This is a genomic window from Enterobacter cloacae complex sp. P40C2, assembly GCF_014930695.1.
In the GTDB taxonomy this organism is placed as follows: domain Bacteria; phylum Pseudomonadota; class Gammaproteobacteria; order Enterobacterales; family Enterobacteriaceae; genus Enterobacter; species Enterobacter pasteurii.
This window is the reverse complement of sequence record NZ_JADBRP010000003.1, coordinates 273,085-285,973: the sequence shown is the minus strand read 5'-3', so window position 1 is coordinate 285,973 and position 12,889 is coordinate 273,085. Positions and strand designations below refer to the sequence as shown.

14 protein-coding genes are annotated in these 12,889 nt (G+C 58.1%); 7 read left to right on the top strand and 7 right to left on the bottom strand.

Translation table 11 applies throughout. The annotated features are described in order from the left end of the window. Positions 1-24: 24 nt before the first annotated feature. The gene (locus IM304_RS09070) at positions 25-300 is read right to left on the bottom strand and encodes a YcgL domain-containing protein (RefSeq protein ID WP_148418029.1); all 276 of its coding nucleotides are present in this window, start codon (positions 298-300) and stop codon (positions 25-27) included. Positions 301-423: 123 nt separating this feature from the next. Between IM304_RS09070 and minC the strand changes: the two genes are divergently transcribed. From minC to minE, 3 genes are read left to right on the top strand one after another with little or no spacing between them, the layout of a single operon-like run. After that, entirely contained in the window at positions 424-1,131 is a 708-nt protein-coding gene (gene minC, locus IM304_RS09065) for a septum site-determining protein MinC (protein ID WP_148418030.1), read from the top strand. A 22-nt stretch (positions 1,132-1,153) separates the two neighbouring features. Then, positions 1,154-1,966, top strand: coding sequence for a septum site-determining protein MinD (minD, locus tag IM304_RS09060; protein ID WP_003859938.1), 813 nt, complete (start codon positions 1,154-1,156; stop codon positions 1,964-1,966). A 3-nt stretch (positions 1,967-1,969) separates the two neighbouring features. After that, positions 1,970-2,236: a cell division topological specificity factor MinE gene (gene minE, locus IM304_RS09055; RefSeq protein WP_003859937.1), complete on the top strand. Its 267-nt coding sequence runs from the start codon at positions 1,970-1,972 to the stop codon at positions 2,234-2,236. A gap of 75 nt (positions 2,237-2,311) precedes the next feature. Here the strand turns inward: minE and rnd are convergent, their stop codons facing one another. From rnd to IM304_RS09030, 5 genes are all read right to left on the bottom strand, one after another. Then, entirely contained in the window at positions 2,312-3,427 is a 1,116-nt protein-coding gene (gene rnd / locus IM304_RS09050; RefSeq protein ID WP_193354721.1) for a ribonuclease D, read from the bottom strand. Between the two features lie 83 nt (positions 3,428-3,510). Then, positions 3,511-5,196, bottom strand: coding sequence for a long-chain-fatty-acid--CoA ligase FadD (fadD, locus tag IM304_RS09045; RefSeq protein ID WP_193354614.1), 1,686 nt, complete (start codon positions 5,194-5,196; stop codon positions 3,511-3,513). Between the two features lie 202 nt (positions 5,197-5,398). Continuing rightward, positions 5,399-5,980 (bottom strand): Slp family lipoprotein, encoded by a 582-nt coding sequence (locus IM304_RS09040; protein WP_176610063.1) that lies wholly within the window; start codon positions 5,978-5,980, stop codon positions 5,399-5,401. Between the two features lie 37 nt (positions 5,981-6,017). Continuing rightward, the gene (tsaB, locus tag IM304_RS09035; RefSeq protein ID WP_193354616.1) at positions 6,018-6,713 is read right to left on the bottom strand and encodes a tRNA (adenosine(37)-N6)-threonylcarbamoyltransferase complex dimerization subunit type 1 TsaB; all 696 of its coding nucleotides are present in this window, start codon (positions 6,711-6,713) and stop codon (positions 6,018-6,020) included. A 66-nt stretch (positions 6,714-6,779) separates the two neighbouring features. Next, complete coding sequence (locus IM304_RS09030; RefSeq protein WP_148418034.1) at positions 6,780-8,690, bottom strand: ATP-dependent DNA helicase; 1,911 nt, start codon at positions 8,688-8,690, stop codon at positions 6,780-6,782. 133 nt (positions 8,691-8,823) lie between these two features. Here IM304_RS09030 and IM304_RS09025 point away from each other — a divergent pair, with 133 nt between their 5' ends. Continuing rightward, complete coding sequence (locus IM304_RS09025) at positions 8,824-9,168, top strand: RidA family protein (RefSeq protein ID WP_148418035.1); 345 nt, start codon at positions 8,824-8,826, stop codon at positions 9,166-9,168. Positions 9,169-9,173: 5 nt separating this feature from the next. On the opposite strand, the gene IM304_RS09020 is transcribed toward IM304_RS09025, so the two are convergent. Further along, positions 9,174-9,356, bottom strand: coding sequence for a YoaH family protein (locus IM304_RS09020; RefSeq protein WP_003859925.1), 183 nt, complete (start codon positions 9,354-9,356; stop codon positions 9,174-9,176). A gap of 61 nt (positions 9,357-9,417) precedes the next feature. On the opposite strand from IM304_RS09020, the gene pabB reads away from it, so the two are divergent. The 3 genes from pabB to sdaA all read left to right on the top strand — a co-directional run bounded on the left by pabB (position 9,418) and on the right by sdaA (position 12,876). Continuing rightward, positions 9,418-10,746: an aminodeoxychorismate synthase component 1 gene (gene pabB / locus IM304_RS09015; RefSeq protein WP_193354617.1), complete on the top strand. Its 1,329-nt coding sequence runs from the start codon at positions 9,418-9,420 to the stop codon at positions 10,744-10,746. 2 nt (positions 10,747-10,748) lie between these two features. Further along, positions 10,749-11,327: a CoA pyrophosphatase gene (locus tag IM304_RS09010; RefSeq protein ID WP_148418036.1), complete on the top strand. Its 579-nt coding sequence runs from the start codon at positions 10,749-10,751 to the stop codon at positions 11,325-11,327. Positions 11,328-11,511: 184 nt separating this feature from the next. Beyond that, complete coding sequence (gene sdaA, locus IM304_RS09005) at positions 11,512-12,876, top strand: L-serine ammonia-lyase (RefSeq protein ID WP_003859920.1); 1,365 nt, start codon at positions 11,512-11,514, stop codon at positions 12,874-12,876. The last annotated feature ends 13 nt before the right edge of the window (positions 12,877-12,889 follow it).

Below are 12,889 nucleotides of genomic sequence, written 5' to 3'. Positions count from 1 at the left end.
AGTTGATCCCGGAAAGAGCGGGAGTTATTTCTTTCCGCTCGCCTCAAGATGCTGTTTTAATAAATTCTCCGGCGGTGGCGGAAGCTGTAAATAATAGCCTTGATCCGCTAATGCCTTTTTCACTTTTTCCAGATCGGCATTGACCAGCTTCTTGCGGCCATCCAGCGGCAGCAGCATCGCCAGCTGCGGTCGGCCAAAGCTTTTCATTAATTCTTCCGGCACGCGGGAAAAATCGTCTTTCTTTTCGACATAAAGATAGGTCTGGTCGCGGCTGGTACTTCTGTAGATCACACAAAACATGTTTTTACTCTGAATTAACGGGTGGTTGCTTGCCTCAATATACTCCTGACTATAACATGCCTGATACTCTTCGGAATATCGCGGCGATGTGTTGCGGTTAATAGCAAATTGAGTAAGGCCAGGATGTCAAATACGCCCATCGAGCTTAAAGGCAGTAGCTTCACCTTATCAGTGGTTCATTTGCATGATGCAAAACCCGAGGTTATTCGTCAGGCGTTAGAAGACAAAATCGCGCAGGCTCCCGCTTTTCTTAAGCATGCGCCCGTCGTCATCAATGTAAGCGACCTTGAGGGTCCGGTGAACTGGAAGCGACTCCAGCAGGCCGTCGCCTCAACGGGGTTGCGCATCGTGGGCATCAGCGGCTGCAAAGACGCTGAGCTGAAAGCCGAAATTGACCGGGCAGGTTTGCCGCTGCTGAGCGAAGGCAAAGAAAAAGCCCCCCGCGCAGCGCCTGCAACCGTTCCCGTTCCCCCGCCTCCGGCGCAAAACGTAACCGCTGTCACAAAAACGCGATTGATTGATCTGCCGGTTCGTTCCGGTCAGCGCATTTATGCGCCAAACTGTGATCTGATCGTTACAAGCCACGTCAGCGCGGGCGCTGAACTGATTGCAGATGGCAATATTCACGTTTACGGTATGATGCGTGGACGTGCGCTTGCGGGTGCCAGCGGCGATCGAGAAGCACAAATATTTTGTACTCACCTGACGGCAGAACTGGTGTCTATCGCAGGTGAATATTGGCTGAGCGATAAAATCCCAGCCGAATTTTATGGCAAAGCGGCCCGTCTGCAGCTGGCAGACAACGCTTTGACCGTTCAACCGTTAAATTGATCCCTTTTAACAAGGAATTTCTATGGCACGCATTATTGTTGTGACTTCGGGTAAAGGAGGCGTTGGCAAGACCACCTCCAGCGCGGCCATCGCTACTGGTTTGGCCCAGAAGGGAAAGAAAACCGTCGTAATCGACTTCGATATCGGTCTGCGTAACCTGGACCTGATTATGGGCTGCGAGCGTCGCGTGGTGTATGACTTCGTGAACGTCATTCAGGGCGATGCCACCCTTAACCAGGCGTTGATTAAAGACAAGCGCACCGAGAACCTCTACATTCTCCCGGCGTCACAGACCCGCGATAAAGATGCCCTGACCCGCGAAGGCGTGGAGAAGGTGCTCGACGATCTGAAAAAAATGGAGTTCGACTTCGTGGTCTGCGACTCCCCTGCCGGTATAGAAACCGGCGCGCTGATGGCGCTTTACTTCGCGGATGAAGCCATCATCACCACCAACCCGGAAGTATCGTCGGTACGTGACTCCGACCGTATTCTCGGCATTCTGGCCTCAAAATCCCGCCGCGCGGAAAATGGCCAGGAGCCGATCAAAGAGCACCTTCTGCTGACCCGCTACAACCCGGGCCGCGTGAATAAAGGTGACATGCTGAGCATGGAAGACGTGCTGGAGATCCTGCGCATCAAGCTGGTTGGCGTCATCCCGGAAGATCAGTCCGTGCTGCGCGCATCAAACCAGGGCGAGCCGGTGATTCTGGATACACAGGCAGACGCGGGTAAAGCGTATGCGGATACCGTTGACCGTCTGCTGGGAGAAGAACGTCCTTTCCGCTTCATTGAAGAAGAGAAGAAAGGTTTCCTCAAACGCCTGTTCGGAGGATAAGTTATGGCATTACTGGACTTTTTTCTCTCGCGGAAAAAAAGCACCGCCAACATCGCAAAAGAACGTCTGCAAATCATCGTTGCGGAGCGCCGTCGTAGCGACGCCGAGCCGCACTACCTGCCGCAGCTGCGTAAAGACATTCTGGAAGTGATCTGCAAATACGTGCAGATTGACCCGGAAATGGTCACCGTTCAGCTGGAGCAAAAAGACGGGGATATTTCGATTCTGGAGCTGAACGTGACGCTTCCGGAAGCGGAAGAGTCACGTTAAATCGTTTGTGGTTCGTAACCCCGGCAAGCGCAGCGCCACCGGGGAAATATGCCGGGTATATGCCCGGCATATTTGTTAGCACAGATACCCTTCCAGCAGGGTATTCAGGCGTTCGGCCATCAGTTCACCCCGCCATCCCGCGACCAGCTCCGGCAGGCCGTTCTGCGGCTTTAACTTCCAGTGCCAGTTCAGCAGCTGGTTAATCTGCCGACGTGAAGCCAGCAGCTCCGCGCTCAGCCTGCTTTCGCTCGCCACCGCCTGCACCAGCGCTTTGATATCCTTGAACGCTTTGCGGTAGCCCGGCATATCCATCAGGTTTAGCAGCGGCTCCGGCAGCGCCTCTTCCGGCAGCTGCCGGGCTTTCTCAACCAGCGCGAGCAGGGTTTTGCCGTGGAAGCGGATCTCGCTCCCGGAAAGGCCGATGCTGTCCAGCTCGCCAAGACTGCCCGGCATGTAGCGCGCTACGGCCCACAGATGCTCTTCGCGCACCACGAAATTAACCGCCAGGTCACGCTCGCGCGCTTTACGCAGGCGCCAGTCGGCCAGCAGCTGCAGGCAGGCCAGCTGGCGCGTGCGCAGCTGCCAGGCGTTGGTGATATCACGCCAGGCCTCTTTCGGGTCAACGACTTCCTGACGACGCTGCTGGGTCATGCGGCACTCGTCCAGCGCGGCGTCCAGCCAGCCGGAGGCTTCCGCCTCCTTCATTAGCTGGCCGGCGATCGGCAGCAGGTAGAACACGTCTGCCGCAGCATATTCAAGCTGGCGCGCGGTCAGCGGACGCGCCAGCCAGTCGGTGCGGGATTCGCTCTTATCGAGCGTCAGGCCGGTGTACTCTTCCACCATCGCCGCAAAGCCCCAGGAGAGCGGACGACCGCTGAACGCCGCGAGGATCTGGGTATCAATCAGCGGCTGCGGCATGATGCCAAAGGTGTTGAGGAATACTTCCAGATCTTCACTGCCTGCATGCAGATATTTCGTTACGGCGGTATCAAGCAACAGCTCGCGCATTGGCGCCCAGTCGGTGATGCCAAGGGGGTCAATCAACGACACGTGTTTGCCGTCATACATCTGAATCAGACCCAGCTGGGGGTAGTACGTTCGGGTGCGGACAAATTCCGTATCCAGGGCGATAGCGGGGAAATCACGCGTCACCTCGCACAGCGAAGCCAGCTCGTCGTTGGTAGTGATCATCTGGTAATTCAAATCGGACTCTCTTTTGTTTGCGCCCATAAAAAACGCCGGCTTAACCGGCGTCTGGGCGATTAACGTGAAGCTCAGGCCTTATTGTCCACGTTGGCACGGGCTTCGTCACGTAATTCTCGTCGTAATATCTTCCCGACGTTGGATTTCGGCAGCTCGTCGCGGAATTCCACCAGCTTCGGCACTTTATATCCCGTCAGGTGACGGCGACAGAAGGTTATCAGCTCCTCTTCCGTCAGCGAACCCTGTTTCCTGACCACAAATATCTTCACCGCTTCGCCGCTGCTGCCGGACGGGACGCCCACTGCCGCCACTTCCAGCACGCCGCTGTGCTGCATGACCACATCTTCAATTTCGTTCGGATAGACGTTGAAGCCGGAAACGAGGATCATGTCTTTTTTGCGATCGACGATGCGCAGGAAACCTTCGTCATCCATCACCGCAATGTCGCCGGTGTAGATCCAGCCGTCTTTGATGATGTCGTCCGTGGCATCCGGGCGCTGCCAGTAGCCCAGCATCACCTGCGGCCCTCTTACGCACAGCTCGCCGGGCTCGCCATGAGGCACTTCGTTGCCCTCATCGTCCACCAGCTTTGCTTCCGTCGACGGCACCGGCAGGCCGATGCTGCCGCTGTGGTAGTCAATATCGTGCGGGTTCACGCTGACCAGCGGCGCGCACTCCGTCAGGCCGTAGCCTTCCAGCAGATACTGCCCGGTGAGTTTCACCCAGCGCTCGGCAACCGCCTGCTGGACGGGCATACCGCCACCGGCCGAAAGGTGCAGCGTGGAAAAATCGAGCTGCTGGAACTCTTTGTTGTTAAGCAGCGCGTTAAACAGGGTGTTCACGCCGGTCATGGCGGTGAACGGGTATTTCGCCAGCTCCTTAACCAGGCCGGGGATGTCGCGCGGGTTTGTGATCAGCACGTTCTGGCCGCCCAGCTCGATAAACAGCAGGCAGTTCATGGTCAGGGCGAAAATGTGATACAGCGGAAGCGCGGTGATCACCAGCTCTTTGCCCGGGTGCAGCAGCGGGCCGTAGGTGGCGTTAACCTGCTCAAGGTTCGCCAGCATGTTGCGATGGGTCAGCATCGCCCCTTTAGCCACGCCGGTGGTGCCACCGGTGTATTGCAGAAACGCCAGATCTTCCGCCACGATTTCCGGCTTCACGTACTGCATCCGGTAGCCCGCATGCAGCGCGCGGCGGAAGGAGATGGCGTCCGGCAGATGGTATTTTGGTACCAGGCGCTTAACGTATTTGACGACAAAGTTGACCAGCGTACCTTTCGCGGTAGAGAGCTGGTCGCCCATGCGCGTCAGGATAACGTGTTTGACCTGGGTTCTTTCAACCACCTTTTCCAGCGTGTGGGCAAAGTTGGAGACGATGACAATCGCCGCCGCACCGCTGTCATTCAGCTGATGCTCCAGCTCGCGCGGGGTGTAAAGCGGGTTGACGTTCACAACGATCATCCCGGCCCTGAGGATCCCGAACAGCGCCACCGGATACTGCAGCAGGTTCGGCATCATCAGCGCGACGCGATCCCCTTTCTGCAACCCCAACCCTTCCTGTAAATAGGCCGCAAACGCCCGGCTGCGCTCTTCCAGCTTACGGAAGGTCATCACTTCGCCCATGTTCACAAATGCGGGCTGGTCAGCGTAACGCCGTACCGAGTGTTCAAATAATTCAATCAGGGATTGATAACGGTCAGGATTGATCTCCGCAGGGACATCCGCGGGATAACGGTTAAGCCAAACCTTTTTCAATGCATCACCTCTGAAATGAGTGTTCGTCGTCATCACAGCCCCGATAATAAACAGTTTGTTAACATTATATTAACTCAGCGTACCAGTTTATTAATTGTTCAGATTGCAGGTTGCGAAGCGCGTCACTCTTTTTTTTCGTTTTATCCGTAAAAAACAGAGACAGCGGCTAAGCCGCTGTCTCTTTTCTATCAATAACAGTAACTTACTCGGTTACGATGGTTTGTACCTGTGCAGGGCCCGGAGTGTACCAGCCCCAGCCACCGTAGCCGTAACGGTACGGATGAGGGCCCCACATCCAGGGGTCGATCGGCTGCGGCGGCATGACGACCTGCTGGGCAATACGCCAGCGCTTGTAGCCGTTAACCTGCATGGTCATAAATTTGTACGGCGTATTGCCGATTTTACCCGCCACCGAACCGGTGATCGGGCCGACAACGGTCACCAGCTGTCCACGGAAATCAACCGGGTCGAGGAAGCCGCTAACGTCCGCGTAGATCCGCCCGCGCGAGGCTTCACCCAGAACAGGCCGCGCGCCGCCGTCCAGCGGGACGGTGGCAATTTCCAGGCGGGTTTTACCCTGCTGGTTAACGACGTCAACCACCTTGCCGCCAAACCGCGCTTCCTGGCCAACGTACAGCTCCGGGGCATTCATCACGCGTACCAGATCCTGCTGTGGCGTCGGGCTGGTGCCCTTAATCGCATCAGGAACGGTAACGCACCCGCTCAGCGCTATGGCAAACGCGCCTGCCATAAAAAAGCGTACAACTTTAGTCTGAACCGCCATGATGCGACTCCTTTTTCTCAGTTCCTGTTACTGAGATTCACTCGCGGCCCGGAAGTTTCTTCCACGCGACGGTGTTTCGTAAATAAACCGGTTCAGCGTGTTCAACCGCCACGGTTTTACCTGCTGTAAGCAGCTGACCGGCGATCGGGAGCATATCTTCAGCGGCAGGCAGGAGCATGTTGCCGTCCACCAGCGTGATGCCGGTATCCTTCGCCATCTCAGGCCATGCCGGCCAGCCGGTTCCGACCGTTGCCCACTCGCCGGTGAGCTGCTTCAGGCGTTCCGTAATGGCTTCAGGCTTAAGCACCGCTTCCGTCTCTTCGCCGTGCCAGACGCCGTTTTCATCGCGGGTATATTCCGCCCAGTACACTTCACCCATGCGGGCATCAATCGCGGCCAGCACGCGGGTGGCCCCGGTCATGCGCCAGGCGCCCTGAGCCATCGTTGCAAGCGTAGAGACGCCGATCATCGGCAGCTCGGCGCCCAGCGCCAGCCCCTGCGCAATGCCAATCCCGATACGTACGCCCGTGAAGCTGCCCGGCCCACGGCCATAGGCCAGCGCGTCGAGATCGGCCAGGGCGGCGTTGCCCTCGGTTAAAATGGTTTTCACCAGGGGCAGAATACGCTGGGTGTGTTCCCGTGGGCACTCTTCGAAATGAGCAAAGATCGTTCCGTCGTTCCACAGGGCAACGGAACAGGCCTCTGTCGCGGTATCAATAGCCAGAATTCGCATCAGTCGTCGCGCTCTCGCAATGGTCAGTCACAAAATGGCGCGCATCTTAACACACTCCGGCGAGAATTACTCCGCCGTTGGGTTCGCCAGGAAGCGAACCGCGCGTTTAATATCCCGCGTGCGCGGCGCGGGCGGCAGGCTGGCAAGGAAGGTGGCACCGTAGGGGCGCATCACCAGGCGGTTGTCGCAGATAACCAGCACGCCACGATCGGTAACGTCGCGGATCAGGCGCCCTACCCCCTGTTTAAGGGTAATTACCGCGTCCGGCAGCTGAACGTCGTCGAACGGATCGCCCCCGCGCAGGCGGCAATCCTCCATGCGCGCTTTCAGCAGCGGGTCGTCCGGCGAGGTGAACGGCAGTTTATCGATAATCACCAGCGAGAGCGTATCGCCGCGCACGTCCACCCCTTCCCAGAAGCTGCTGGTTGCCACCAGCAGGGCGTTACCGGCGCTGACGAACTGCTGGAGCAGCTGGCCTTTGCTGGTTTCTCCCTGCAACAGCACCGGCAGGGTCATGGTGGCGCGGAACTGCTCGGCCAGATCGCGCATCATGGCGTGAGAGGTACAGAGCATAAAGCAGCGGCCGTTGTTGGCCTCAATCATCGGCTTAAGCATTGCCGCCAGATGGCGAGCCGCCCCCGGCTGATTCGGCAGCGGCAGATTGCGCGGCACGCACAGCAGCGCCTGTTTTTCATAGTCAAAAGGGCTCGGCAGAAGCAGGGATTCTGCCTGCTCGATGCCGAGGCGTTCGGTAAAGTGGTGCAGATCGTCATTGACGGACAGCGTGGCGGAGGTAAAGACCCAGGTGCCGGGCTTTTGCGCCATCACCTCTTTGAACTTATCGGCAACGGTCAGCGGCGTCAGCGCCAGGGTGAAGTGGCGAGAGGTGCATTCATACCAGTAGCTGTACCCCGGCTGGTTAATCTCCTTCAGCCGCTTCAGCCGCCCGCGATAGAGCGTGGCGCGCTCAAAGGCGGCGTCCAGCAGGGCGGAGCGTCCGAGAGACAGCTTCGCCACGTCGTAGCAGAGCTCAAGAGCGTCATCGAGCAGCAGCAGCGCGCGCTGAATGTTTTTGTCTGCGAGCAGTTCGCGCAGGTTGCCGCGATAGCCCGGCTCGCCGAGCTGTAAACGGAAGTCCTGCGCGCACTGCGCCAGGCGATCGGCGCACTTTTGCAGCTGCTGGGTGTCTTTTAATTCGGTGCGATAGGCAATGGTGAAATCTTTCGCCAGATCCTGAAGCTGGCGGCTTGAGAGCGACTGGCCGAAATACTGGCTGGCGATGTCCGGCAGCTGGTGGGCTTCATCGAAGATCATCACCTCCGCTTCGGGAATGAGTTCCCCAAAGCCGCTGTCTTTCACCACCATATCGGCGAGGAACAGGTGATGGTTGACCACCACCACATCCGCATCCATGGCGGTTTTGCGCGCTTTCACCACAAAGCAGTCTTTATACAGCGGACAGTCGCTGCCGAGGCAGTTATCGTTGGTGCTGGTCACCAGCGGCCAGGCGGGGGAGTCTTCCGGCACGCTCGCGCAGGTGCTAATATCCCCCTCCTCCGTCTGGTTGGCCCAGGCGCGCAGGACAATCACATCGCTCAGGGTTTGCACCGGCAAATCGCCTCCCGCCAGCGCCTGCTGTTCGAGCCGCTCCAGGCAGAGGTAGTTAGAACGCCCTTTCAGCAGGGCCAGACGGCCTTTGTATTTCAGCGCTTTCGCCACCGTCGGCAGGTCACGGCTGTAGAGCTGGTCCTGTAGCGCTTTTGATCCCGTAGAGATGATTACCTTCTTTTTCGCCCGCAGCGCAGGCGCGAGGTAAGCGTAGGTTTTCCCCGTGCCGGTTCCGGCCTCCACCACCAGAGGCTGCGCCTTGTCGATGGCGTGCGCGACGGCATGCGCCATCTGACGCTGGGGTTCACGCGGCTTAAAGCCGGGAATAGCCTGTGCTAACTGACCTTCTGGGGAAAAATCGTCTGCCACGGTGTTCTCTCACTGTATTTTTGCACAGGGATTATGTCAGTCCATCCTCTCCTGTGCCACCCCAAATAGTGACGACGGCGGAACAATATGGCAGTCTTGCCGGCTGACGACGAAAAATAACGAGGATACGTTTATGACTATTGTGCGCATTGATGCCGAAGCCCGCTGGTCTGATGTGGTGATCCACAACCAGACGCTCTACTACACCGGCGTGCCCGCTAATCTGGACGCCGACGCCTTCGAGCAGACCGCGAACACCCTGGCGCAGATCGACGCCGTGCTGGAAAAACAGGGCAGCGACAAATCCCGCATTCTGGATGCGACGATTTTCCTGGCAAATAAGGACGATTTCGCGGCAATGAACAAAGCCTGGGATGCGTGGGTGGTGGCAGGTCACGCGCCTGTACGCTGTACCGTACAGGCCGCGCTGATGAAACCGGAATATAAGGTAGAGATCAAGATTATCGCGGCGGTGTAAGCCCGTTACTCTTCATCTTCATCCTCAAAACGCGCCACGATCCGCTCGCCGGTATGGGTGGCGCGAAGTTCTTCCGCGACCTGGGAAATCGCCTGTCCGCTGCTCATCCCCTGGGACATCAGCTCCTGGATACGCTCAACAGCTTTCTGCTGCTGGTCATGGCTGAGAGAAGGTAAACCTGCAAACATCGTCAACTCCTGCTAAATTATTCGCGCTAATTATTTCACGCTGCCCGGTAGTATGCCATACATGAACATGCGCTTCCCCACAGTTATTGCCTTGCCCTGGCGTGAAGACGCCGCCGAGTTCTGGTTTTCTCGTCTGAGCCATCTTCCCTTCGCCATGCTGCTGCACTCGGGCCATGCGGATCACCCCTACAGCCGTTTCGATATTCTGGTAGCCGACCCGGTAAAGACGCTGACCACCGAAAGCCTTTTACCGACGGACGATCCGCTGATGCGGCTTCAGGAGGAGATCGGCGCGCTGGGATTATCAGCCGCCCCAAACCCGGATCTCCCGTTCCAGGGTGGCGCCCTGGGCCTGTTTGGCTACGATCTGGGCCGCCGCTTTGAAACGCTGCCCGGACGGGCGCTGGCGGATATTTCCCTGCCCGATATGGCGGTGGGGCTGTATGACTGGGCGCTGATCGTGGATCACCGCAAACAGACGGTTTCCCTGTTATGCCATGGTGACGTGCAGGCACGTCTGGCCTGGCTTGAGGCGCAACGTCCCGCTCCGGTGGAACCATTCAGGCTTGCCTCCGGCTGGCGCTCGAACATGACCGCCGCGGACTACGCGGAAAAATTCTCCCGCGTACAGGCCTATCTGCAAAGCGGTGACTGCTATCAGGTTAACCTTGCCCAGCGTTTCCAGGCCGCGTACCGCGGGGACGAGTGGCAGGCGTTCACCCGCCTTAATGCCAGCAATAAGGCCCCGTTCAGCGCGTTTTTACGCCTTGAACGCGGCGCGATCCTCAGCCTGTCGCCCGAGCGTTTTATTCATCTGGCGGAAGGTATTATTCAGACACGCCCGATTAAGGGCACCCTGCCGCGCCTTGCCGATCCGGATGCCGACCGCCAGCAGGCGGAAAAGCTGGCGGCCTCGCCGAAAGACCGGGCTGAAAACCTGATGATTGTCGACCTGATGCGCAATGATATCGGCCGCGTCGCCGAGCCGGGCAGCGTGCGAGTGCCGGAGCTGTTCGTCGTGGAGCCTTTCCCGGCGGTACATCATCTGGTCAGCACCGTTACCGCGCGTCTGCCCGCGTCGCGCTCGGCCTGCGATCTGCTTCGCGCGGCGTTTCCTGGCGGCTCCATCACCGGTGCGCCAAAGGTCCGCGCAATGGAGATTATCGATGAGCTGGAGCCACATCGCCGCAACGCCTGGTGCGGAAGCATCGGCTATATCAGCCTGTGCGGGACTATGGATACCAGCATCACCATTCGCACCCTGACGGCCAGCAACGGCACCCTGTACTGCTCTGCGGGCGGCGGCATTGTCGCCGACAGTCAGGTTGAGGCGGAATATCAGGAAACCTTTGATAAAGTGAATCGTATTCTGAAGCAGCTGGAGAACTAACGGTGGAGAAAGAGAACCTGACGCTGGATGATTTTTTATCGCGCTTTCAGCTTTTGCGGCCCCAGATTAACCGCGCCACGCTGAATCAACGTCAGGCGGCGGTGCTGATCCCCGTGGTGCGTCGGGAGCAGCCGGGCCTGCTGCTGACGCAACGCTCCCCCCATATGCGAAAACACGCCGGCCAGGTTGCGTTTCCCGGCGGCGCGGTGGACAGCACCGACGCTTCGCTGATTGCTGCCGCACTGCGTGAGGCGCACGAAGAAGTGGCCATCCCGCCTGAAGCCGTCGAGGTCATCGGGGTGCTGCCGCCGGTGGACAGCGTAACCGGTTTTCAGGTCACCCCGGTCGTCGGCATTATCCCCCCCAACCTTCAGTATCACGCCAGCGTCGATGAAGTGTCTGCGGTGTTCGAAATGCCGCTGGAAGAGGCCCTTCGATTAAGCCGCTATCACCCGCTGGATATTCACCGTCGCGGACACGATCATCGGGTCTGGCTGTCGTGGTACCAGCATTATTTTGTCTGGGGCATGACGGCAGGCATTATTCGTGAACTGGCCCTGCAAATCGGCCTGAAGCCTTGACTATACTTTACATTCCACCCTTTTCTGGCAGGTTTGCGATCGGCGTCGCGCTATTAGCAAAACCATCGTTAACCATTAGTTTAATTCATGTGAATAGTTAAGCCGAGGTTGATGTTCCCTCTTACACTATGCGCAGTTATAACATCGTTACTGGAACCCCAGTAACCCTGTCAGGAGTGTGAAAGTGATTAGTATATTCGACATGTTCAAAGTGGGGATTGGCCCGTCCTCTTCCCACACTGTAGGGCCGATGAAGGCCGGTAAACAGTTCGTCGATGATCTGGTCGAAAAAGGATTACTGGAAAGCGTTACCCGTGTCGCCGTAGACGTTTACGGTTCACTGTCATTAACGGGTAAAGGCCACCACACCGATATCGCCATTATTATGGGTCTGGCGGGCAACATGCCGGACACTGTTGATATTGATGCCATTCCGGCATTCATCCGCGACGTGGAAACGCGCGGTCGCCTGCTGCTGGCTAACGGTCAGCACGAAGTGGATTTCCCGCAGGATGACGGGATGCGTTTTCGCAGCGACAACCTGCCGCTGCATGAAAACGGCATGACCATTCATGCCTGGAGCGGCGAAAAAGAGATCTACAGCAAAACCTATTACTCCATCGGCGGCGGCTTCATCGTTGATGAAGAGCATTTTGGTAAAGAGAGCGCGGGCGACGTCAACGTCCCCTATCCGTTCAAATCCGCTACCGAAATGCTGGGCTACTGCAAAGAGACCGGCCTGTCCCTGTCCGGTATGGTGATGCAGAACGAGCTGGCGCTGCACAGCAAAAAAGAGATCGAAGACTATTTTGCCAACGTGTGGCAAACCATGCGCGCCTGTATCGACCGCGGGATGAACACCGAAGGCGTTCTGCCCGGGCCGCTGCGCGTGCCGCGTCGTGCCTCTGCGCTGCGCCGTATGCTGGTGACCACGGACAAGTTCTCCAACGACCCGATGAACGTGGTTGACTGGGTAAACATGTTCGCGCTGGCGGTTAACGAAGAGAACGCCGCGGGTGGCCGCGTCGTGACGGCGCCAACCAACGGCGCGTGCGGTATCGTTCCGGCCGTGCTGGCCTACTACGATCACTTTATTGAGCCCGTGACGCCGGACATTTATATCCGTTATTTCCTCGCGGCAGGCGCCATCGGCGCGCTGTACAAGATGAACGCGTCTATCTCCGGCGCTGAGGTAGGCTGTCAGGGTGAGGTGGGCGTTGCCTGCTCCATGGCGGCAGCCGGTCTGGCGGAGCTGCTGGGTGCAAGCCCAGAGCAGGTTTGCGTGGCGGCCGAAATCGGTATGGAGCATAACCTCGGTCTGACCTGCGATCCGGTTGCCGGTCAGGTACAGGTGCCGTGCATTGAGCGTAACGCCATCGCCTCCGTCAAGGCCATCAACGCCTCTCGCATGGCGATGCGCCGTACCAGCGAGCCGCGCGTGTCGCTGGATAAGGTTATCGAAACCATGTACGAAACCGGCAAGGACATGAACGCGAAGTACCGCGAGACCTCTCGCGGCGGTCTGGCCATTAAGGTGCAGTGCGACTAATACTTCCCCTCGC

What these genes read in the sequence shown, in the direction of transcription:
- IM304_RS09070 (WP_148418029.1), bottom strand. Translation starts at nt 300, where the DNA reads ATGTTTTGTGTGATCTACAGAAGTACCAGCCGCGACCAGACCTATCTT.
- minC (WP_148418030.1), top strand. Translation starts at nt 424, where the DNA reads ATGTCAAATACGCCCATCGAGCTTAAAGGCAGTAGCTTCACCTTATCA.
- minD (WP_003859938.1), top strand. Translation starts at nt 1,154, where the DNA reads ATGGCACGCATTATTGTTGTGACTTCGGGTAAAGGAGGCGTTGGCAAG.
- minE (WP_003859937.1), top strand. Translation starts at nt 1,970, where the DNA reads ATGGCATTACTGGACTTTTTTCTCTCGCGGAAAAAAAGCACCGCCAAC.
- rnd (WP_193354721.1), bottom strand. Translation starts at nt 3,427, where the DNA reads ATGATCACTACCAACGACGAGCTGGCTTCGCTGTGCGAGGTGACGCGT.
- IM304_RS09040 (WP_176610063.1), bottom strand. Translation starts at nt 5,980, where the DNA reads ATGGCGGTTCAGACTAAAGTTGTACGCTTTTTTATGGCAGGCGCGTTT.
- tsaB (WP_193354616.1), bottom strand. Translation starts at nt 6,713, where the DNA reads ATGCGAATTCTGGCTATTGATACCGCGACAGAGGCCTGTTCCGTTGCC.
- IM304_RS09025 (WP_148418035.1), top strand. Translation starts at nt 8,824, where the DNA reads ATGACTATTGTGCGCATTGATGCCGAAGCCCGCTGGTCTGATGTGGTG.
- IM304_RS09020 (WP_003859925.1), bottom strand. Translation starts at nt 9,356, where the DNA reads ATGTTTGCAGGTTTACCTTCTCTCAGCCATGACCAGCAGCAGAAAGCT.
- pabB (WP_193354617.1), top strand. Translation starts at nt 9,418, where the DNA reads ATGAACATGCGCTTCCCCACAGTTATTGCCTTGCCCTGGCGTGAAGAC.